Below are 22,641 nucleotides of genomic sequence, written 5' to 3'. Positions count from 1 at the left end.
CCTATTACATGAACAATATGAACGTAATTATTGCCGATGACCATCCGATAGTCTTGTTCGGTATTCGCAAATCACTTGAGCAAATTGAGTGGGTGAATGTTGTCGGCGAATTTGAAGACTCTACAGCACTGATCAACAACCTGCCGAAACTGGATGCGCATGTGTTGATTACCGATCTCTCCATGCCTGGCGATAAGTACGGCGATGGAATTACCTTAATCAAGTACATCAAGCGCCATTTCCCAAGCCTGTCGATCATCGTTCTGACCATGAACAACAACCCGGCGATTCTTAGTGCGGTATTGGATCTGGATATCGAAGGGATCGTGCTGAAACAAGGTGCACCGACCGATCTGCCGAAAGCTCTCGCCGCGCTGCAGAAAGGGAAGAAATTTACCCCGGAAAGCGTTTCTCGCCTGTTAGAAAAAATCAGTGCTGGCGGTTATGGTGACAAGCGTCTCTCGCCAAAAGAGAGTGAAGTTCTGCGCCTGTTTGCGGAAGGTTTCCTGGTGACCGAGATCGCTAAAAAGCTGAACCGCAGTATCAAAACCATCAGTAGCCAGAAGAAATCTGCGATGATGAAGCTGGGTGTCGAGAACGATATCGCTCTGCTGAATTATCTCTCTTCTGTGACCTTAAGTCCGGCAGATAAAGACTAATCATCTGTAGGCCAGATAAGACGCGTCAGCGTCGCATCTGGCATTTGCACTGAATGCCGGATGCGGCGTAAACGCCTTATCCGGCCTACGATTCCCATTATTTCAATGGATTACAACAAAGTAGGCCAGATAAGACGCACCATCGTCGCATCTGGCATTTGCACTGAATGCCAGATGCGGCGTAAATGTCTTATAAGCCTACGATTCCCGCGATTTCCGGACCCTCTCGGCATATACCGTCAGCGTCTGTTTTATAACATCCAGCGTTACCGGCTTCGACAGGCAGCTGTCCATACCGGACTCCAGACACCGCTGCTTCTCTTCAGCCAATGCATTAGCAGTTACTCCGATTACCGGCAACGTCAGTCCCAACTGACGAATGCGTTGCGTCAAGCGGTAACCATCCATATTTGGCATGTTGACGTCGCTAAGCACGATATCAATATGATTCTTGCTAAGTACATTAAGCGCATCGACGCCATCATTCGCTGTTTTACATTGATAGCCCAACGATCCCAACTGATCTGCAAGCAGACGCCGGTTAATCGGATGATCATCCACGACCAGAATCATCATATCGTCGTTATCGCTGACCGCTTTGTCCGTCGACGGCAGAGCGTTAGCAGGATCATCGCTCTCCATCTCGATCAAATAAATACGCGCCAACAATGCCGGTAGCTCATGCGGTGCAGCCACACTGTGTACCCACTCCCCTGGCGCTTTCTCCAGCGGAATACCAATATGGCGACGACAGAAGGTCACTACCGCTCTACCCTGCCATTTTTTGCTCACTACCTCGTCAGTGATTAACACATCTTCGGGAGTCGGTTCCTGCCCTTCGTATGTTGTAACGACTATGCCGCTGCGCTGCAAACTGGTTTCCAGGAACTGACAGAGCGACGCATTGCGGACCGCCAGCCAGCAGCGTTTACCACTCAACCCTTCCACGCCTTTTTTCTGCGGGTACTGAGCGCCATACAACGGAATACGCACAGTAAACTGGCTGCCCATTCCCGGTTCTGAATCTACCGAGATGTCGCCGTCCATCATGCTGATCAGTTTTTCACAAATCGCCAGACCCAGACCAGTCCCCTGGAAGTTACGCTGTACGCCCGTGCCGACCTGGAAGAAGGGATCAAACAAGCGCACCACTTCTTTCGCCGGAATCCCTACGCCGGTATCGCGAACGCGGATAGAGAGATAATCGCCATCAGCGCGAACATGCAGAACTATACAGCCGGTATCGGTGAATTTTATGGCGTTACTCAACAGGTTGGAGATGACCTGCTGTAAACGCATTGGGTCGCCATTTAAGGCCACTGGCACATCCGGTTCAATAAAGCAGTACAAGCCTAGCTGCTTGCGTACCACCAGCGGTAAATAGTTGGCGGTGATGTGGTTCATCACTTCACGCGGTGAAAACTCACGCGGTTCGATCTTCAACTGTTCCGATTCAATCTTCGAGAAATCGAGAATATCGCTGATAATTTTCAACAACAGGCTGGAAGAGTTGTTCATTGCCGTCACCAGACGATCGACGCCTTTTGGCAGCTCTTTGGTCTGCAACAGATCCAGGTTACCGATAATGCCATACAACGGCGTTCGCAGCTCATGACTGACGGTGGCAAGGAACATCGATTTTGACTGACTCGCCTGTTCCGCTGCTTGTGCCATCTCCTGCAACGACTCTTCCATCTTCACGCGCGAAGAAACATCCACCAGCACACAAATAGCCACGTTTTCATTACGATAGCGCGAATGGACGAAGCTGATTTGCAGATTGGTATTGTTGCTGGTCAGGACATCAACAAAATTGACCTGCTGACCACAGATAATTTGCGTCAGTCGTTGGCGATCCTCATGCGTAAGCATATTGAGATAGGTATGCGCCAGTTCGTTACTTAAAATATTGACGCCATCAGCGGTACGCAAAATACAGATACCCACTGGCGCGGAGGCGACAATCTTGCGATTAAACTGCTCATGTTCTTCCAGTCGCAGGGCATCGCTTTCCGCCGGAATGAAAATACGTCGCTCGTACATCCGTGCGAGAGTAAACAACGCGGCTCCGGCAAGCACATTCAGTAAAATCGCGTTAAGGATCAACATGCGAATGCGCTCCAGCACCTTATCAACCGGCACCGAATAGACGATGCTTAACGATGAAGGTGGCAGGTTTTTCTTCAGCACCAGTTCCCGGAACCCTTCCGTATAGCCAAACCAGGAACGTTCCTGCATCCAGCGAGGATCGCTCTTAATCTTGCTTTCCGGTCCGGTAAGCGAAATCAGGGTATGACCATTTTCATCAAGAATGGTAACCCCCATCGGCAACGTACCAGGTAAGAAAAAGTTCTCCATCCGGATGGTCTGCTCGACACCCAAAAGCGCCTGCAACCGGTTCGCCAGATAAACTGGCGTCAAGGCGTAAAAATACCCGACGCCAGGGCGCGGACCTTCGCTGATCCAGTAGAGGTTACTGCCGCTATCATCTTGTGGTGCATTTCGATATTTATTGATGCGTTCATGCAAAGCTTTCAATGCGGTATCGCGTTCCACTGGCATATCACGTAGACCGAAATTGGCCATGCAGAGGTTATCGCTGCCGATTAAAAATACCCGGTTGAGATCGTAAGCCGCAGAGAAATTATCGCGCCAGTAGCGCATAAACCACGCCAATGACTCCAGAGAACCTCGCCAGGTGTTACTCATTGCGGAACAATCGGAGTCGGCAAACAGTGGTTCAAACACAGGCACATCTGCCTGCGTTTCTCGTCCACGCGGCGAAAGCACACCGTTTTCTGCCGATAAGCGATTTTCAGCTATGTACTTCAGCTCTTTCATCACATCAGAGGTGCGTTGAATAAAGCGCTGAGCCTGATCGGAACTCAGATTAAATTCCTGACGAATTTCCGATTCTCGCTGATGCAACGCATTAACGATGTAAAAAACGGATGAAAAAGCAATCAACAGCCAGAGCACTAACGCCAATGCTCTGAACATGTAGCGCGAGGCTTTCAGGGTTGTACGAAAAGAAGCAAGGTATTTCAAAGGGGCGAAGCTCCGCCTCAGGTGACCGATGGAGTGTGGTTAAGGTAGCGGTAAAAGCGTGTTACCGCAATGTTCTGTCACCATTGCAATAATGCGTATCGCTTAGAAACCATTGCCTTAATCAGGAAAGCCGGAGTAAATGGACAGTTTTCAGTACGAACAACAAGAAATGACCAATCTGCCGACGCTTGTTAATGGTTATATCCTGGCGTCGGCAGATCGCCCAGCAGTCTTATCTGAAAAAAGAGAGAGCCAGGTTGTGTGAAAGGATGGCTCACCAGTCAAAACTTTTCACCAGCGTCAGTTCGCCAGCATTACGCATCGGTACAATAAATGTTTCCTGTTTCTCATTAACCGATCCTTCATCGGTGATCAACGTCAGTTGGGCGGTCGTCAATTCCGTTTCGCTGCGTCCGCCATAGTAGTTGATATACACCTGATAACGGCCGTGAACTGGCGCTGGCATGGCGAAAATCTCGGGTCCGTACCCCGTCGTGACATCCATATCCAGTGCACCACTGTTTTTCAGCACCGTGTTACCGTACCAGGCGTGTTCACCATCCGGCGTGACAACATGAAGATCGAGGTCGGTATTGTCCGTATCCCAGGAGAGAACCAGCCGTAAACGCGCGCGGATCACTCCAGCGCCCGGCGTTGAGTAAAACTGCATTTTTTGTCGGCTTTGCCCATCTGGGCTGATGACCTGCACGCTGTTGCTGCCTTCTGTGAAAATATAAGGGCGTGCAAATGAACCATCGGATTCAATTCTCTGCGGCATACTGGCACCGTTGACCACCAACCGGCCCTGCTGAACTTTACCCGCCGCCGCATAATTCTTTATTTTGCCGCGGATCTGCGCTGAGATATTTTGATCATCTGCCATGTTGACGGACGACGCCGGGTAATTGATCGATTGTGAAAAACTGGCATCTTCACCCTCTGCCGGATGCCAGCCAGAGAGCGGTGCATCAATCTCGACTTCCTGTACACCTTCACTGTGAGCAACAGGCGAAAGCGCCACCAGTAACAACGGAAGAAAAATCTTTCGCATAGCATTAGTCCATTAATAATTGTCGGGTCAGCGTTTCGATATAGTTCTCATCAAGCCCGGTGGGATAACCATCAAAGGCCAGGTGCAGATACTCATGGGTTAAATCAAGCCGATCCTGAAGCGTAAAGAAGTTACGAATAAACAGCCGTTTCTGCTGCCGATCGGTATAGGGGAAACCTGAGACTAAACGGCAGACCGCAAACACGTCTGGTTCGTTGTACCCCGTCTCGCCTTGTAACATACGCCGCCACTGCGGCATTTTTTTCGCCAGCCAGGCTTTCGCTTTGGGTAATAACTGGCAGGTTGAGCGCGGCGCTCCCCAGCGGCTAAGGCTATTGTCGGGATAAGCAAACGCGAGTATCTGATCGTAACGCTCTCCCTGCCCCGCCTGGGCGGTGGCTTGCCGCCAGGAGAGTGTCCCTTCGGTAGCGCGACTGCCGTGATAATGGACCGGGTCGCCCGCATAGATGAGATCCTGCGTCCAGGCGGTCATCATTCGCGCCCCCGTGGTAGCTGGCGAAGCAGAAACACGCTGCGTGGCACTGCTGTCGGGGATGGTCAGGCAATCGCCTTCCCGATTGGCGTTTTGCTGTAAGAAAGTGCGAATCGCCACGGTCATAGCTTTCGCTGCCTCAGGGGGCGTACTTTTCGCCTCGCGGTCCAGTACTCTGGCAACGTACTCTTCACGATCAAGATGCGACTGCAATTTCAGTTTGCCCTTTTCTGTCAGTAAGGTCGTCTCACCGTGGCTGACAAACGTAATGTGGTTACCATTGGCAAACGTCACACGATAGCGCCCATTAAGTACGCCGGGTTTTACTGCTGTCGTACTCTTTTCCGCCGTGATTTTCTTCAGCGGATAACGGGCAAACAGCTCCACCTCTACACATTGCCCACTGGCAACTTGCGTCGGCACTGGCAATACCCGATTAAGCACCGTCGCATAACGGGTCAGTACCGTTTTGCTGGTGCCACTGCCAGTAACCCACAGCGGTGTACCATCGGTTAACCAGCCGGCAAAACCACCCTGCCGGATTTCCTGCTCATCATCGGCAAACCAGCTCCAGGTTTTCACCCTTACCCGACTACCGAGCATGGATGCGACACCGATTTTCGCCTCGTCCAGCACCACATCCAGTAAGATTTCCTGAGCTTTGTTTTGCGCGGGTAACGTCGCTAATGAATCAAGCAGCGATTTAACCGTTACCGAGGTTTCTGGCTTCAGCGTCGGAAGAGACGCTAACCACGCAGGTGCCTGACGCTGTTGCCAGTATTGCCCCCAAACATCTGCACCAATATGCAACCGTTGCGGCGCAAAATAGAGTCCACATGAGCGTACCAGCGCGGTATCGCGCGTTATGCTCTCCCCAGCCTGACAACAATAAACCTCTTCCGGGGAGTTTCCGCGACACTGGTAGGGCTGCTCTGGTTGATGGGTATCCTCCAGCCAGGCGTAAACATACAGTTTCCACAAACTCCCTAATGGCGTGGTGAGCGTGTCAGGTAATGCCGAGACTTTGGTCACGCCTGATGACGACAGCTGATACAGTTGATCGTGTTGCGCGCCCCGCAGCGCCAGTTGTAACGGCGTTTCCTCCGCCAGCGTTGGCAGAGTAACCAACGCCAATAGCCAGACGATTCTGTGCCAGTTCACTTATTTCACCTGCATCCCGGTCCATTCGCTCCCTGCTGCAACACTTTGCTGTGCAGGTGCATAGGAACGCACATAACGGGCAGGCGGCAGAACGAATTGCCCTTTTTGCGAGAAACGCAGCAAATGGCGGAAGGTGACCGTTCCCGTCAGTTCTTTTACCGGCACCATATAGGCTAGTTCGCCCATTTCATTGCGCGCTTTTTCCAGCAGTTGTCCTTGCTGTTTTCCGGCGTTCGGTTTATTGACCGAAATGCCCCAGGTTGTACGCTCAACATCGGCTCCCGGCGGCAGCGGTACTTCTACCTGGCCGTAGCGCAGAGCAGCATCTTGCTCGCTGGTAAGTGTGATTTCATCGAGATACAGCGCATCGCTGTCAATCTCATTGCTGTTGACAGGCTGTAAGGTAAAGTTCATATCCTCTTCACCCGGGATAAGCCGATACAACTGTCGTTCAACAGTCACCGGAATGTTACTTTGTTGAGCCGTTTTTGCCGGTTCACGCCAGCGAACCTGCACGTTTTGCGGCGGTAATTCGTCACCAAAAGAGAGAATGTCCGGCACGCCCTGACCAACCCAACGCCAGTATTCACCCCCTCCGGTTAACTTATGTTTGGCCCATGCGCCCGCAGGAGCAGGTAACGTAACCGGAGGCATCGTCGCCATATATTTCGCCAGCCAGTTCATTGCCAGCGCGCGCTCAATGGTGGATTGCTCAGCGGTTAAACCACTTAAAATAGCGGCAGCCTGGGTGGCGTCGCCACCGCTATTGAGCAGCACAACCGTGTGCGCCAGCGGCTGATTGCTGTTTGCCGCTTTATCCCACGCATATTGCTGAACCTGTGGCATCACAGTGGACTTCAACTGCGCTTTTTTCAGCAACGTCATGGTTAAGACGTTTGCCACCGCATCTGCCAGTGGAGATTCAGGTGTATCGAGGATCAGGCTGTCATTGATATCGCTGGTGTCTGCCTCAGAGAAATCTTTAGTTTTAGTTCCGCGCCGGGCGATAGCTTCATCCAACCCTTTCAACAACGTTTTGCACGGCAGATTCATCTCCTGCGCCCACGCCAGCACCAGCGCCCGATGCAATAACGGCATGTTATCCGCCTGCTCCGCGTAGCTGTCGAGCATATGCTGCCAGTATTCCGGTTGTTGCGTTACGCCGAGCGCCTGGCTGGCCTGCCAGTCGGCGTACCATGCCCATGCCGTGAGGAATGCGTCGCCATTGCCATCTTCACCCCACCAGGTAAAGCGCGCTCCTGGCCCCGCCAGTTGCATCAGCCGCAAACGGTTATCCTGAATCATCTGACGAATGTCGTTAGCGGCGGCACTTTGATGATCGGCAAGTGAACGCCAGGCGAGACTGAGCGGGATCAGACGGCTACCGGTGTTGATCACGCCACCCCACGGTTCATCGACTAACGCATCAAGATTGTTACGGAAAATCTCCTGCGGCGTTTCACTACTTTGCAACCGGATATTGCTCGCCTGCTCGGGCAACATCAGCGCGTTATCGCCACCGCCGAGCATGACGTTTTTCTGCTGTTCAATGGGCCAGCTGTTATCCACAAAAGACAGTTTTGTACTAATACTGTCCTGCACTTGCCCATTTTGTTGCAGTTCTGCACTTAACAAGCCAGATTGCTGAATATTCTGCGTCAGCGAAATATAATTCGCCCCTTTATGCAACGTAAGCGTCTGACGCCCCTCCGCGCCTGAAAATTTAGTCACCAGCGCCACCGGTTCGTTATCCTGCTGACTGAAGATAAACAGTCCTGCCGCCGGTTTGTCACCCATGCGATATACCGTTGGCATACTCCACTTCATGTAGAGATTTTTTTCCGAACGCAAATAAGCACGCCCCTGCCCGACCAGCCCATCGCCGTTCATCCCACGCGCGGTGATGCGCCAGCGGGTTAATGAATCAGGCATCAGGAACGTGAAATACGCTTTGCCTTGTTTATCGGTTGTGAGTGACGGCATCCAGGCAGCGGTATCCACCTCTTCACGCCGTGGACGTTCCAGCATTTTCACTCGCCGCTCGCTGCGGTTAGTCGCGCCAGGCGCAACAGGTTCACTGGAGAGCGCCTGGTCGTAGCTGATAAATGACAGGCTGGAGCTGGTACGCACATTGTTACGCCCCAGCGGATAGAAAAATTTGCCGATATTTGGCGCGATTTCCGGTTGCAGTGCGTAGATCATTTCATCGACCACACCAACCGTTAGCTGAGCAGAAACAGGTTTACCTTTCAGCGACGAGGTTAATTCGACATTGACCAGTTCACCAGGCTGGTAATGGGTTTTGTCCGTTTTCACCCGGATATCCAGCTGGGGAACGGCAACTTTGATCCCGGCGTTCTGAAAACTGTACTGACCGTTACGGGTATACAGCACCGAAAAAGTGATGTTAGGCGCAAAGGAATTGCTCACCGGTACGCGGGCTTCATACTGGGTATCGTTTAAACGTTGTAACGTCAGCCAGTTTGCCGGATGCGATAGCAGCGACTGCTGTTCAACGCGATCGCGTTCCAGCGTCAATAACGCTTCATCAATTGGCTCCGGGAAGGTAATCAGCATCTTCGCGGTTTCGCCTGGCTGGTACAGCGTTTTATCTGCCACGATATCTACCGTACCAGTATGCGCCGTGCTGCCCTTACCGCTGACGGCATGGCTTAACCCGGCGAGAATTAAGCCGTCTTTATCGCGTAACGTCAGGTTGTAATTGCCTGGTTTATCGAAATTGACGGTAAAGGATTTGCCGCCAGAAGGTAGATCTCCGCTGTGGCTCGTGCGGTCTTCCAGACGCAACCACTCATACGTAACAGGAACCTGTTTTGAAGATTCCAGCGCAGCATAACGGAAAACAACCGATTCACCGCTATTGCTGTATTGTGCGGCGGTGCTCAAAGTGTAATGCACCAGACCGCGTTCAATGAGGATCTCTTTGGTGGTGGTAACACGATACGCCGCGCCGTCACTGGCGGAGACAGTTAACAAATAACGGCTTGGTTTATCGGCGGCGGGGAGATTTAACGCTACATAACCATTTTCGTCGGAAACTGTTTCACTGCCTTCCAGCGACACCGGGAAGCGCCCGGCATAGCGCAAATCGTTACCGACCATCGAAAGTTGTTGGGCGCGCAAACTTAACTGCACGCGGGCATCTTTTACCGGCTCGCCATCCGGGTAAAGCAGTTGCAGTTTGCCGCTAACCGCTTCGCCTGTTTTGAACTCTTTTTTGTCGAGAGCTAAACCAATCTCAAAATGTGGCTTGATATAGTTGGCTACGCGAAAACTACTGCTATAGACCTGATTGCGGTAAGCAAGACGTAATTCATAACCTCCGGCAACGGCATTTTCTGGCAGGCGGAAACTCCCCTGCCCGCCATTACGCGCATCCAGCGTGACATTGACGGTTTGCAACAGGCTGCCATTAGCATCCAGCACTGAAAGTTTCGCCGGTGCGCTGACGATAGGGGATGAATGCAACGGATCGTGGAACTCGCGGCCCATCACTTTAACATCGACACGATCGCCTGCGCGATATAGCGGGCGATCAGTAAAGATATACAAGCGGGTATTGTAGATTTCACTTTCGTAGAAAAAATTCTCGGAGACAAAAACGCCGCCTTCTGCATCTTTACCCAGAATGTATGAACGTTCCGGCGATATATGTTGTAACTGCAAGGTACCGCTGTCATCGGTCACACCGCGAGTCATCACGCCAAGACCGTCAGTCCACAGGATCTCTGAGCCTGGCTTCGCTTCACCCTGTTTTTTGCCAGCAGTCCACACCAGAAGTTCGTTGCCTGACACTTTGCTAAGCGCCACGGTATCGGAAACAAACACCACCGTCGTTGCCCGATACCCACCGACCATCGCCTCGACGAGATACAGTCCCGGCTCTTGTTTGCCGAGAGGAATATAGATGTTGCCCGACTGCGGCGAGATGAAATTGCTGGATGCGCCTTCCAGTTTTACCCCTTGCTGCGGCTCGACCGGTTTTGCCTGCCATAGTGGATAGCGGAACTGTTCCACCAGTGGATATTTTTTCAGCGGTGAAAACTGGCTGTTCTGTACATAACGGGAAGGTTTAACAATGGCATTACCGAGCTGTAATTCGGGTAACGCCTGAGTCACATTCTGCCGTGACTGAGAAGAGAAAGTACGCTGCATTACACGGCGAGATTTGCCATACCAGTTATCCCACAGCCAGGTTAGCGTATTGTTCAGCCCGTCGCCCAGATATTGCGGTTGCACCACAATGCGATGCAGGTTTTTCTGCTGGCGCAAAAATGCCATCGGGTCAGGAATACGATACAGGCGAACGTCCACGCCGCCGTACTCTTCCATCTGGTAACGCCGATAATCACGCCCCGGCGCTTCCAGTCGCACTTTCGCCTCTTCACTGCTGCTAAAACTGCTGTCAGCGAGCAAAAAGAATGTTCCCCCGGCGGGCGGCGCATAGTTACTGGAAGGAAGCGAATCATCAGCATTAGCAAGCCCTGTTCCCACAAGAGACAGGCACAAGCACGCTGCTATCGCGCCAGAAAATTTAAACGATAAATGCCAATGAAATTGGGATTGGAATCGTTGGGTATCCATCGGGTGTCCTTCCATGTCATAAGTTGTTGCAGACTGACTGCGCGCATTCCGTTGTCAGTTTTCGTGGCGCTTCCGGTGTGGTAGATGACGTAACGCCCCATCCAGACCATTAAGTGCTGGGCATCGCCCTGATCGAAAAAAATCATATCGCCAGGCAACGCCTGGTTTATGTCCTGGCCAATAAATTGGCTGTTGTACTGAATCAAATTAATCGCGGTCACATAGGGGCCGGTTTTTCCGTTCCCCTGATTCCAGTTTTGCGCCAGTTGACGCTGTTCAGGTGTTAGCGTCATTTCAGGCGGCAAATACTGACTTGCTATACCGTTACTTTTTAGCCATTTGCTGTCGTGAACTTTCAGCGCCTCGTTCGCCGAAAATCGCACCAGGCCAGCACAATCCTGCTGATACCAGCGCGGACTTGGCCCCTGGCGGAGCTGTTCCTGTGCAATACGCACAAACCAGGCGCGAAACAGCCCCGATTGTTCGACATTCAGCATTTCGCTATGAGCAACAACACAACACAGCCAGCAAATCAGCGCCAGCAGCCCGTGTCTCATAGTGGCTGCCAGGTAATGGGTAGCCACTGCCAGGCGGCACCGGGTTCCATCTGGGCCAGCTTCATGACATAACGCGGTTGTTGAGATAAAGCGTCCAGCTTCGGCATTAATAAAGTTTGTGCGGCGTTATAAAAAACCGGTTCGAGATTCTTCGGCAGACTGGTCAGCGTTTCGTTACGCAGCAGTTTCGCCACGCCTTGTGGATTGATATAGACCGGAACAATGCCTTCAGTGGGTATCACATCCACCATTGCCGGGCGGGTTTTATTCAGTGTTTGCAACGCGTTATTGACCAGCGTGTCATCGAGGGAGAAAAGCATCGTCTTGTTTTGCATCGCCAGCGACACGCGGAAAAAATAATCCGACATTAATTGATCTGGTTGCGCTGCCTGTGCTTTCGGATACTGGCCGTATCGGGAACTCACTTCGCGACGCCAGATTTGCGCTTCGCCCTGCTGCGTCTGGGTTACTGGCAATATACCTTCTGCCGCTTTGCTTTCGTGCGCACCAATATTTTGCGTAAACAGTTTTCCTGGCAATTGCACTTGTTCGGCAGAACCATCAAACTGACCGACAAACAGCGGAGTTTGCAATTTTGAGTCTTCATACCAGCACAGCCCCGCAGCACCGTCTAACGCCCCGTTGAGCTTGTCGTTTTCCTGGCTGATGTGGGAAAGCATCTCTTCAGCAATACCATGTGAATAAGGCACCGCCACACAGAAGCTGGCCCCTGCAGGCATACTGTTCCATACCGGCGTAAAATCGAAACTGGCATCTACGCTTGCGGATTCATCATTTAACGCCAGAAAACTGTGCCAGCCGTCGTTGCTCATTTCGAAGCGCACACCAGCAAAAGAAGGCATTAATCGCTGGTAGCCAAAACCCAGCAAATTTGCACTGACCACGATGCGCTGGCGTACTGGCGTTTTTTCGGCAGTACGCTCTTCCAGGCCAAAGCTGGCTTGCCAGCGTTTTTTACCGCTCAACAAATCACTTGCGATCGCCGTGGCTTCGGTATCCTGCTGATCATCTTTAAACAGCATGTCCGTGCTGGAAAACACCAGCATCTTGTCCTGATAAGTTGCGAACATCAGGGCGTTATTGCCGTTATAGCGCAACTGATAAACCGGGATGGTTTCACTATTTAGCTTAATACTACTGATTTCCGTTTTACTTAACTGGCTGTCGCTGGTAGCGGCAAACAGCAATGGCTCCAGCAGCTTGCTTAAACCACTTCGCTGGATCAGCACCATATAATGAGAAAGATGGCCTTGTTTATCGTGCCATAGCGCCGCCTGCGCGGGCTGATCTAAGAGTGACGAAAAGAGCTTATCTTTTAGTGTGAGATCGTGTTCGTAGACAATGCGGCGAATGCTGCCTTCAATGCCCAGACGGTCGGCATGGTTCTGATAATAAAAAACGAAATCTTCGCTTAGAACATCGTGAAGAAAAGGAATAGTGAGAAGATCTTTGGGGAGCTGGCTTAGAGAGTCGCTATCGAGAAAGAGATCCGGCTCATTGAGATCGATTTGCAGATTGTTGTGTACCACCAGCGGCGACAACGTTTTTTCTGGCCCACTACCAGCATATTGCAATGCCCAGACACCAGCGGAAAGCAGTACTATTGCGCCAAAACCTACAAGACCATAGAACCGCCAGCCTTTCGCCTTTTTTTCACTACCCATTGCCACATTCCTTGTGTAAAGCCAGCCATTTTTTATGGGTACAGCAAAACTTTACCGCGCCCTAATACGACAAAAGCCCAGACTTTGCAGCCTGGACTTCAATTCAAAAAAGGGAGATAACTCCCTTTTGGCATGAGGCGATGAAATTATTCTTCTTCTGGCTCGTCGTCAACGTCCACTTCCGGAGCGATTTCATCGTCCCCTTCCGCAGCACTGCCGTCGATGGTATCCAGATCTTCCTCGTCAACCGGTTCAGCAACACGTTGCAGACCCACCACGTTTTCATCTTCCGCAGTACGGATAAGGATCACGCCCTGGGTGTTACGGCCCACGATGCTGATTTCAGAAACGCGAGTACGTACCAGCGTACCGGCATCGGTGATCATCATGATCTGGTCGCAGTCATCTACCTGCACCGCGCCAACCACTAAACCGTTACGTTCGGTAACCTTGATGGAGATAACCCCTTTCGTCGCACGCGACTTAGTCGGGTATTCCGCTACCGCAGTACGTTTACCGTAACCATTTTGCGTTGCGGTGAGGATTGCACCATCGCCACGAGGCACGATCAGAGAGACGACTTTATCGCCTTCACCTAAGCGAATACCGCGAACACCGGTGGTGTTGCAGCCCATCGCACGGACAGAAGACTCTTTAAAGCGCACCACTTTACCTTCGGCGGAGAACAGCATTACTTCGTCTTCACCGCTGGTCAGGTCAACGCCGATCAGCTCATCGCCGTCAACCAGTTTGATCGCCACTTTACCGGCGGTACGAAGACGATTGAACTCGGTGAGGACAGTTTTCTTCACGGTCCCGTTAGCGGTCGCCATGAAGACTTTCACACCTTCTTCAAACTCAGTCACCGGCAAGATCGCGGTGATACGTTCGTCCTGTTCCAGCGGCAGCAGGTTGACGATCGGACGACCACGCGCACCACGAGTGGCTTCCGGTAACTGGTAGACTTTCATCGAATAGACGCGACCACGGCTGGAGAAGCACAGAATATGGTCGTGGGTGTTCGCCACCAGCAGTCGGTCGATAAAGTCTTCTTCTTTAATACGTGCGGCAGATTTACCTTTCCCGCCACGACGCTGCGCTTCGTATTCAGAAAGCGGCTGGTACTTAACGTAGCCCTGGTGAGAGAGCGTCACTACCACATCTTCCTGAGTAATCAGATCTTCCAGGTTGATGTCTGCGCTGTTGGCGGTGATTTCAGTACGACGTTTGTCACCGAACTGTTCACGAACCAGCTCCAGCTCTTCGCGGATCACTTCCATCAGACGATCGGCGCTACCAAGAATACGCAACAGTTCCGCGATCTGATCCAGCAGCTCTTTGTATTCATCGAGCAGTTTTTCGTGCTCAAGGCCGGTCAGTTTCTGCAGACGCAGATCCAGAATTGCCTGAGCTTGCTGTTCGGTCAGGTAGTACAGACCGTCACGCACGCCGAACTCTGGCTCCAGCCATTCCGGACGCGCAGCATCATCGCCCGCACGTTCCAGCATCGCGGCAACGTTGCCCAGCTGCCACGGATTAGCAACCAGCGCCGTTTTCGCTTCTGCAGGCGTCGGCGCATGACGGATCAGTTCTATGATCGGGTCGATGTTCGCCAGCGCCACGGCTAATGCTTCAAGGATATGAGCACGATCGCGAGCTTTACGCAGTTCGAAAATGGTACGACGGGTCACCACTTCACGGCGGTGACGAACAAACGCAGCGATGATGTCTTTCAGGTTCATGATCTTCGGCTGACCATGGTGCAATGCCACCATGTTGATACCGAAAGAAACCTGCAACTGGGTCTGGGAGTAGAGGTTGTTGAGCACCACTTCACCGACCGCATCGCGTTTGACTTCAATCACGATGCGCATACCGTCTTTGTCAGACTCGTCACGCAGCGCGCTGATGCCTTCCACGCGTTTTTCTTTTACCAGTTCCGCAATTTTTTCGATCAGGCGCGCTTTGTTCACCTGATACGGAATTTCGTGGACGATAATGGTTTCACGCCCGGTTTTGGCGTCAACTTCCACTTCCGCACGGGCGCGGATATATACCTTGCCGCGACCGGTACGGTAAGCTTCTTCGATACCGCGACGACCGTTAATGATTGCCGCCGTCGGGAAGTCCGGCCCCGGGATGTGTTCCATCAGCCCTTCAATGCTGATGTCTTCATCATCGATATACGCCAGACAACCGTTGATGACTTCCGTCAGGTTGTGTGGCGGGATGTTGGTTGCCATACCTACGGCGATACCGGAAGAACCGTTCACCAGCAGGTTAGGAATTTTGGTCGGCATGACGTCCGGAATTTTTTCCGTGCCGTCATAGTTATCAACGAAATCGACCGTCTCTTTTTCGAGATCGGCCATCAGTTCATGGGCAATTTTCGCCAGACGGATTTCCGTATAACGCATTGCCGCCGCAGAGTCGCCGTCGATGGAACCGAAGTTACCCTGACCGTCTACCAGCATGTAACGCAGCGAGAATGGCTGCGCCATACGGACGATCGTGTCATAAACCGCCGAGTCACCATGGGGATGGTATTTACCGATTACGTCACCAACGACACGGGCAGATTTTTTATAGGCTTTGTTCCAGTCATTGCCTAGTACGTTCATGGCGTAAAGTACGCGACGGTGTACCGGCTTCAGGCCATCTCGGACATCCGGCAGCGCACGGCCAACAATGACCGACATCGCATAATCCAGATAGGAGCTCTTCAGCTCTTCCTCAATGTTGACCGGTGTAATTTCTCTCGCAAGGTCGCTCATCTAACCGCTATCCCTCTACTGTATCCCGGATTCAAAGGTCGCAAATTATAACACAGCCGCGCAGATTGAGGTAAACCTATACGCTTTATTCACCTCCAATGCCTGATATACTCGTTTGTCTTGCCAATTACGGAGTAGAAGTGCCAATGAATGCCGAAAAATCGCCGGTAAACCCTAACGTAGACCACGAAGAGATCGCTAAATTTGAAGCTGTCGCCTCCCGCTGGTGGGATCTGGAAGGTGAGTTCAAACCGCTGCACCGCATTAACCCGCTGCGTCTTGGCTATATTGCCGAGCGTGCTGGCGGTTTATTTGGCAAAAAGGTGCTCGATGTCGGTTGTGGCGGCGGCATTCTGGCCGAGAGTATGGCGCGCGAAGGCGCGACGGTGACCGGTCTGGATATGGGCTTTGAGCCATTGCAGGTGGCAAAGCTGCACGCACTCGAAAGCGGGATTCAGGTGGATTACGTGCAGGAAACCGTGGAAGAGCACGCCGCAAAACATGCCGGGCAGTATGATGTGGTGACCTGCATGGAGATGCTGGAGCACGTTCCCGATCCGCAGTCAGTGGTCAGAGCCTGTGCGCAACTGGTGAAACCGGGCGGCGATGTCTTTTTCTCGACGCTTAACCGCAACGGCAAGTCATGGCTGATGGCGGTGGTTGGTGCGGAATATATTTTACGCATGGTGCCTAAAGGTACGCATGATGTGAAGAAGTTTATTAAACCGGCAGAATTGCTGGGCTGGGTGGATCAGACCAGTCTTAAAGAACGGCATATGACCGGGCTGCATTACAACCCGATCACTAACACTTTTAAGCTCGGCCCCGGCGTCGATGTGAACTATATGCTGCACACGCAGAATAAGTGAGGTTGTTGGCCGGATAAAGTGCTCGCACTGCATCCGGTAACAATACCAGGCGGACAGCAATTACCATTTTATCGTCATCGATAAAAACCCTGCCGTCTGGGCAAAATCATTACTCCCTTTCTGCCACGCCACGCTGCTTAGCCGCATCGTCGCTGATATTGCTGCCACCGTCTTCAATTTCCACCGAATGGGGCTCGTGATAATAATTCAGATCTAATGCTGGCGTGCTATGAACAGCAACACTTAGCTACTGTTTCCGGCAATGGAATCGATCGCACCATCGTTACTTACGTTACCGATAACCATCGTTTTATTGGCAGCGATATCAAACCTTACCTGGCTTGAGTCGACATACATAAAGCCACCCGCCGCTGGAGAAGGAGCGTCGCCATAACCTGCTGCGCTGTTGTTCTCATCAACTAAAATGCCGCCGTTTTGGTTATAACTGTCATCAACTGAAATATCAACAAGATAGGAAGATGCCACACTATTGGTATAAATCGCCCCGCCATATCCCTCGGCAGTGTTATTTGTAAACGCAGTATTATTTATTATCGTATAACCTGAGGGGTGCGTAATATCGCTATTATTATCGGTGACATCGATTGCACCACCATCGCCATCACTGTAACTTGTTGATGTATATGCCTGGTTATTATTAAAAACATCATCACTTAAACAGACATCATTATTGATGGTATAAATTGCGCCACCTTTGCCATCATTAGCGATGTTATTGCTAAACATGGCGTTAGTGACACGTAAATCGGCGGCACCAGTATCGTTGGTACCGGCAGAATAGATTGCTCCGCCATAGCCCCCAGCAACATTACTGTCGAAAATAACATTCGCAATATTTATCGTTGAGTTTTCTTTAGCAAAGATAGCTCCGCCATTATTATATTCGCCACTAATCGAGTTATTAGCAAACAGAGTCATCCCTGTTTCATTTTGTGGCAATATCGTAAATTCAGCACTTTGCTGCAAAAATACGGCGCCACCGCTGGCATTATTGGCCATACCCGAAAAAATCACCCATTGCCCATCGGCGATGCTCCAGTCCTGCGTAATGCCTGAAAGGCTTTGCCTGCTGGCCTGACAACTCGCTTTGATATCATATCCCTGGCATGAATCCAAAACCTCCGCGACACTGTTAACAGAGAAAAGAGATGCAATCATTGACGGGAGTAAAGATAAATACTCCTTGCGTAGAAAGATAATCCGCATATTCATCTAACCATCATTTTCTATAAAACGGCGTATTTAATCGCATTATGCGCTATGGGGTATATTTCTTTTGTAAATTGTACAACCCGGCGCAATGACTATTTTGTTATTATTTGATGAATAATATCAGTGTGTCATAATTCAAATTAATAACCTTAAGGTAAATCGGTTATATTTAAACTGAATTAAAGTAATAAATAATATTCTCATAATATATGCAAAAGTAACAAATTGGCTTGGTATTTAACAATAACCGAATAGAAAACAACCATTTCCGACTCAACAATCGCTTACATTCGCTTATATATTGACCACAACTGATACATCAGATTATGTGATGATTCGTGCTTAGATCAATTTTGGCAATCATTAGCAACAAGATTAATAAACCATCTATATCAATTTACCCATACTATTCTGCCGTTCAAGAAATCGCCGAACAGTTATTTTTAACAAATTTTTCTCTTCCCATTGACTTTCCCGGACACCTTGTCTGACCTAAGGTGCGCGAAAGCCACTTTTTCCTTCCTGAGTTATCCACAAAGTTATGCACTTGCAAGAGGGCCATTTTCACACTATCTTGCAGTGAATCCCAAACATACCCCCTATATATAGTGTTCTTAGCAGCTTCCCTCACTACAGGTAGTCTGCATGAAGCTATTGCGGAAAGAATTCCAAAAACAGGTACGACATACATGAATCAGAATCTGCTGGTGACAAAGCGCGACGGTAGCACAGAGCGCATCAATCTCGACAAAATCCATCGCGTTCTGGATTGGGCGGCAGAAGGACTGCATAACGTTTCGATTTCCCAGGTCGAGCTGCGCTCCCACATTCAGTTTTATGACGGTATCAAGACCTCTGACATCCACGAAACCATTATCAAGGCTGCCGCAGACCTGATCTCCCGTGATGCGCCGGATTATCAGTATCTCGCCGCGCGCCTGGCAATTTTCCACCTGCGTAAAAAAGCCTATGGCCAGTTTGAGCCGCCTGCGCTGTACGACCACGTGGTGAAAATGGTCGAGATGGGCAAATACGATAATCATCTGCTGGAAGACTACACGGAAGAAGAGTTCAAGCAGATGGACACGTTTATCGATCACGACCGTGATATGACCTTCTCTTATGCTGCCGTTAAGCAGCTGGAAGGCAAATATCTGGTACAGAACCGCGTGACCGGCGAAATCTATGAGAGCGCCCAGTTCCTCTATATTCTGGTTGCTGCGTGCCTGTTCTCGAACTACCCGCGTGAAACGCGCCTGCAATACGTGAAGCGTTTTTACGACGCGGTTTCCACATTTAAAATTTCGCTGCCGACGCCAATCATGTCCGGCGTGCGTACCCCGACTCGTCAGTTCAGCTCCTGCGTACTGATCGAGTGCGGCGACAGCCTGGATTCCATCAACGCCACCTCCAGCGCGATTGTTAAATACGTTTCCCAGCGTGCCGGGATCGGCATTAACGCCGGGCGTATTCGTGCGCTGGGTAGCCCGATTCGCGGTGGCGAAGCATTCCACACCGGTTGTATTCCGTTCTACAAACATTTCCAGACGGCAGTGAAATCCTGCTCTCAGGGCGGTGTGCGCGGCGGTGCGGCAACACTGTTCTACCCTATGTGGCATCTGGAAGTGGAAAGCCTGCTGGTGTTGAAAAACAACCGTGGGGTTGAAGGCAACCGCGTGCGTCATATGGACTACGGGGTACAAATCAACAAACTGATGTATACCCGTCTGCTGAAAGGTGAAGATATCACCCTGTTCAGCCCGTCCGACGTACCGGGGCTGTACGACGCGTTCTTCGCTGATCAGGAAGAGTTTGAACGCCTGTACACCAAATATGAGAAAGACGACAGCATCCGCAAGCAGCGTGTGAAAGCCGTTGAGCTGTTCTCGCTGATGATGCAGGAACGTGCGTCTACCGGTCGTATCTATATTCAGAACGTAGACCACTGCAACACCCACAGCCCGTTTGATCCGGCTATTGCGCCAGTGCGCCAGTCTAACCTGTGCCTGGAAATCGCCCTGCCGACCAAACCGCTGAATGATGTCAACGACGAGAACGGTGAAATCGCGCTGTGTACGCTGTCTGCTTTCAACCTGGGCGCAATTAATAGCCTGGATGAACTGGAAGAGCTGGCGATTCTGGCAGTACGCGCACTCGACGCGCTGCTGGATTATCAGGATTACCCGATCCCGGCCGCCAAACGTGGAGCGATGGGTCGTCGTACGCTGGGTATTGGTGTGATCAACTTCGCTTACTACCTGGCGAAGCACGGTAAACGCTACTCCGACGGCAGCGCCAACAACCTGACGCATAAAACCTTCGAAGCCATTCAGTATTACCTGCTGAAAGCGTCTAATGAGCTGGCGAAAGAGCAAGGCGCGTGCCCGTGGTTTAACGAAACCACTTACGCGAAAGGGATCCTGCCGATCGATACCTATAAGAAAGATCTGGATGCCATCGCTAATGAGCCGCTGCATTACGACTGGGAAGCACTGCGTGAGTCAATCAAAACGCACGGCCTGCGTAACTCCACGCTTTCTGCTCTGATGCCGTCAGAGACTTCTTCGCAGATCTCTAACGCCACTAACGGTATTGAACCGCCGCGTGGTTACGTCAGCATCAAAGCGTCGAAAGACGGTATTCTGCGCCAGGTGGTGCCGGACTACGAGCATCTGCACGACGCCTATGAGCTGCTGTGGGAAATGCCGGGTAACGATGGCTACCTGCAACTGGTGGGTATCATGCAGAAATTTATCGATCAGTCGATCTCTGCTAACACCAACTACGATCCGTCACGTTTCCCGTCAGGAAAAGTGCCGATGCAGCAGTTGCTGAAAGACCTGCTCACCGCCTACAAATTCGGGGTTAAAACGCTGTATTATCAGAACACCCGTGACGGTGCAGAAGACGCACAAGACGATCTGGTGCCGTCAATCCAGGACGATGGCTGCGAAAGCGGCGCATGTAAGATCTGATATTGAGATGCCGGATGCGGCGTGAACGCCTTATCCGGCCTACGGCTCGGTTTGTAGGCCTGATAAGACGCGCCAGCGTCGCATCAGGCACAGGATGCGGCGTAAAATGCCTTATCCGGCATTAAACTCCCAACAGGACACATTCATGGCATATACCACCTTTTCTCAGACGAAAAATGATCAGCTGAAAGAACCGATGTTCTTTGGTCAGCCGGTCAACGTGGCTCGCTACGATCAGCAAAAATATGACATCTTCGAAAAGCTGATCGAAAAGCAGCTCTCTTTCTTCTGGCGTCCGGAAGAAGTTGACGTTTCTCGTGACCGTATCGATTACCAGGCACTGCCTGAACACGAAAAACACATCTTTATCAGCAACCTGAAATATCAGACGTTGCTGGACTCCATTCAGGGTCGCAGCCCGAACGTGGCGCTGCTGCCGCTGATCTCGATCCCGGAACTGGAAACCTGGGTTGAAACCTGGGCGTTCTCAGAAACGATTCATTCCCGCTCCTATACCCATATCATCCGTAATATCGTTAACGATCCGTCGGTTGTGTTTGACGATATCGTCACTAACGAGCAGATCCAGAAACGTGCGGAAGGGATCTCCAGCTATTACGATGAACTGATCGAAATGACCAGCTACTGGCACCTGCTGGGCGAAGGCACCCACACCGTCAACGGTAAAACCGTGACCGTTAGCCTACGTGAGCTGAAGAAAAAACTGTATCTCTGCCTGATGAGCGTTAACGCACTGGAAGCCATTCGCTTCTACGTCAGCTTTGCTTGTTCCTTTGCCTTTGCAGAACGCGAACTGATGGAAGGTAACGCCAAGATTATTCGCCTGATTGCCCGTGACGAAGCCCTGCACCTGACCGGTACGCAGCATATGCTGAATCTGCTGCGCAGCGGCGCGGATGATCCGGAGATGGCGGAAATTGCCGAAGAATGTAAGCAGGAGTGCTATGACCTGTTCGTCCAGGCGGCACAGCAAGAGAAAGACTGGGCGGATTATCTGTTCCGTGACGGTTCGATGATTGGTCTGAATAAAGACATTCTCTGCCAGTACGTTGAATACATCACCAATATCCGCATGCAGGCAGTCGGTTTGGATCTGCCGTTCCAGACACGCTCCAACCCGATCCCGTGGATCAACACCTGGCTGGTGTCTGATAACGTACAGGTTGCTCCGCAGGAAGTGGAAGTCAGTTCTTATCTGGTCGGGCAGATTGACTCGGAAGTGGACACCGACGATTTGAGTAACTTCCAGCTCTGATGGCTCGCGTTACCCTGCGCATCACTGGCACACAACTGCTGTGCCAGGATGAACACCCTTCCCTTCTGGCGGCGCTGGAATCCCACAATGTGGCGGTTGAGTACCAGTGCCGCGAAGGTTACTGCGGTTCCTGTCGCACACGCCTTGTTGCAGGCCAGGTGGACTGGATTGCCGAACCGTTAGCCTTTATTCAGCCGGGGGAAATTTTGCCCTGTTGTTGCCGGGCAAAAGGCGATATTGAAATCGAGTTGTGAT

Annotated in this window: 14 protein-coding genes and 1 pseudogene; 6 read left to right on the top strand and 9 right to left on the bottom strand. The window is 51.3% G+C overall.

Features of this window, described 5'->3' with window-relative positions; genetic code table 11:
- Positions 1-8 precede the first annotated feature (8 nt).
- Positions 9-659, top strand: a complete 651-nt coding sequence (gene rcsB / locus FQ015_RS06575; RefSeq protein WP_001061917.1) for a response regulator transcription factor RcsB — start codon at positions 9-11, stop codon at positions 657-659.
- Between the two features lie 198 nt (positions 660-857).
- Here rcsB and rcsC read toward each other — a convergent pair whose 3' ends face one another.
- Complete coding sequence (gene rcsC / locus FQ015_RS06570; protein WP_032303395.1) at positions 858-3,707, bottom strand: two-component system sensor histidine kinase RcsC; 2,850 nt, start codon at positions 3,705-3,707, stop codon at positions 858-860.
- A 139-nt stretch (positions 3,708-3,846) separates the two neighbouring features.
- Between rcsC and FQ015_RS24525 the strand changes: the two genes are divergently transcribed.
- Positions 3,847-3,972 (top strand): hypothetical protein, encoded by a 126-nt coding sequence (locus tag FQ015_RS24525; protein WP_255233127.1) that lies wholly within the window; start codon positions 3,847-3,849, stop codon positions 3,970-3,972.
- Between the two features lie 9 nt (positions 3,973-3,981).
- Here FQ015_RS24525 and FQ015_RS06565 read toward each other — a convergent pair whose 3' ends face one another.
- The 6 genes from FQ015_RS06565 to gyrA all read right to left on the bottom strand — a co-directional run bounded on the left by FQ015_RS06565 (position 3,982) and on the right by gyrA (position 16,033).
- Positions 3,982-4,758 carry a YfaP family protein gene (locus FQ015_RS06565; protein WP_001225849.1) on the bottom strand — a complete coding sequence of 259 codons (777 nt, stop codon included), beginning with the start codon at positions 4,756-4,758 and terminating at the stop codon, positions 3,982-3,984.
- 4 nt (positions 4,759-4,762) lie between these two features.
- Positions 4,763-6,412, bottom strand: a complete 1,650-nt coding sequence (locus FQ015_RS06560) for a DUF2300 domain-containing protein (RefSeq protein WP_160523863.1) — start codon at positions 6,410-6,412, stop codon at positions 4,763-4,765.
- Positions 6,413-10,927, bottom strand: a complete 4,515-nt coding sequence (locus FQ015_RS06555; protein ID WP_337191368.1) for an alpha-2-macroglobulin family protein — start codon at positions 10,925-10,927, stop codon at positions 6,413-6,415.
- A gap of 23 nt (positions 10,928-10,950) precedes the next feature.
- Positions 10,951-11,574, bottom strand: a complete 624-nt coding sequence (locus FQ015_RS06550; protein WP_001328405.1) for a DUF1175 domain-containing protein — start codon at positions 11,572-11,574, stop codon at positions 10,951-10,953.
- A complete protein-coding gene (locus FQ015_RS06545) occupies positions 11,571-13,259 on the bottom strand; it encodes a DUF2138 domain-containing protein (protein ID WP_160523862.1) in 1,689 nt (562 codons plus the stop codon). Before FQ015_RS06545 ends, FQ015_RS06550 begins: the two co-directional genes overlap by 4 nt.
- Before the next feature lie 146 nt (positions 13,260-13,405).
- Positions 13,406-16,033 carry a DNA topoisomerase (ATP-hydrolyzing) subunit A gene (gene gyrA / locus FQ015_RS06540; RefSeq protein WP_001281242.1) on the bottom strand — a complete coding sequence of 876 codons (2,628 nt, stop codon included), beginning with the start codon at positions 16,031-16,033 and terminating at the stop codon, positions 13,406-13,408.
- 146 nt (positions 16,034-16,179) lie between these two features.
- On the opposite strand from gyrA, the gene ubiG reads away from it, so the two are divergent.
- A complete protein-coding gene (gene ubiG / locus FQ015_RS06535) occupies positions 16,180-16,902 on the top strand; it encodes a bifunctional 2-polyprenyl-6-hydroxyphenol methylase/3-demethylubiquinol 3-O-methyltransferase UbiG (RefSeq protein ID WP_160523869.1) in 723 nt (240 codons plus the stop codon).
- Positions 16,903-17,157: 255 nt separating this feature from the next.
- On the opposite strand, the pseudogene FQ015_RS06530 reads toward ubiG, so the two are convergent.
- Together FQ015_RS06530 and ypaB are read right to left on the bottom strand one after the other, a co-directional pair.
- Positions 17,158-18,129: pseudogene (locus FQ015_RS06530) on the bottom strand (hypothetical protein); the annotation flags it as partial.
- A gap of 424 nt (positions 18,130-18,553) precedes the next feature.
- Positions 18,554-18,697 carry a protein YpaB gene (ypaB, locus tag FQ015_RS24520; RefSeq protein ID WP_001300064.1) on the bottom strand — a complete coding sequence of 48 codons (144 nt, stop codon included), beginning with the start codon at positions 18,695-18,697 and terminating at the stop codon, positions 18,554-18,556.
- 127 nt (positions 18,698-18,824) lie between these two features.
- On the opposite strand from ypaB, the gene nrdA reads away from it, so the two are divergent.
- The 3 genes from nrdA (at position 18,825) to yfaE (ending at position 22,640) form a co-directional block, all read left to right on the top strand.
- Positions 18,825-21,110 (top strand): class 1a ribonucleoside-diphosphate reductase subunit alpha, encoded by a 2,286-nt coding sequence (gene nrdA, locus FQ015_RS06525; protein WP_001075170.1) that lies wholly within the window; start codon positions 18,825-18,827, stop codon positions 21,108-21,110.
- 145 nt (positions 21,111-21,255) lie between these two features.
- Positions 21,256-22,386 carry a class Ia ribonucleoside-diphosphate reductase subunit beta gene (gene nrdB, locus FQ015_RS06520; protein WP_000332037.1) on the top strand — a complete coding sequence of 377 codons (1,131 nt, stop codon included), beginning with the start codon at positions 21,256-21,258 and terminating at the stop codon, positions 22,384-22,386.
- A complete protein-coding gene (gene yfaE, locus FQ015_RS06515; RefSeq protein ID WP_000135039.1) occupies positions 22,386-22,640 on the top strand; it encodes a ferredoxin-like diferric-tyrosyl radical cofactor maintenance protein YfaE in 255 nt (84 codons plus the stop codon). Before nrdB ends, yfaE begins: the two co-directional genes overlap by 1 nt.
- Position 22,641 lies beyond the last annotated feature (1 nt).

This window comes from Escherichia sp. HH26CH (genome assembly GCF_009820205.1).
Lineage (GTDB): Bacteria > Pseudomonadota > Gammaproteobacteria > Enterobacterales > Enterobacteriaceae > Escherichia > Escherichia coli_F.
The sequence above is the reverse complement of the archived record's forward strand: the minus strand, read 5'-3'. Positions and strand labels throughout refer to the sequence as shown.

Coding starts and splice junctions, on each gene's coding strand:
- FQ015_RS06545 (WP_160523862.1), bottom strand. CDS start 13,259: ATGGGTAGTGAAAAAAAGGCGAAAGGCTGGCGGTTCTATGGTCTTGTA.
- rcsB (WP_001061917.1), top strand. CDS start 9: ATGAACAATATGAACGTAATTATTGCCGATGACCATCCGATAGTCTTG.
- yfaE (WP_000135039.1), top strand. CDS start 22,386: ATGGCTCGCGTTACCCTGCGCATCACTGGCACACAACTGCTGTGCCAG.
- gyrA (WP_001281242.1), bottom strand. CDS start 16,033: ATGAGCGACCTTGCGAGAGAAATTACACCGGTCAACATTGAGGAAGAG.
- ubiG (WP_160523869.1), top strand. CDS start 16,180: ATGAATGCCGAAAAATCGCCGGTAAACCCTAACGTAGACCACGAAGAG.
- nrdB (WP_000332037.1), top strand. CDS start 21,256: ATGGCATATACCACCTTTTCTCAGACGAAAAATGATCAGCTGAAAGAA.
- FQ015_RS24525 (WP_255233127.1), top strand. CDS start 3,847: ATGGACAGTTTTCAGTACGAACAACAAGAAATGACCAATCTGCCGACG.
- FQ015_RS06550 (WP_001328405.1), bottom strand. CDS start 11,574: ATGAGACACGGGCTGCTGGCGCTGATTTGCTGGCTGTGTTGTGTTGTT.
- nrdA (WP_001075170.1), top strand. CDS start 18,825: ATGAATCAGAATCTGCTGGTGACAAAGCGCGACGGTAGCACAGAGCGC.
- ypaB (WP_001300064.1), bottom strand. CDS start 18,697: ATGGCCCTCTTGCAAGTGCATAACTTTGTGGATAACTCAGGAAGGAAA.
- FQ015_RS06565 (WP_001225849.1), bottom strand. CDS start 4,758: ATGCGAAAGATTTTTCTTCCGTTGTTACTGGTGGCGCTTTCGCCTGTT.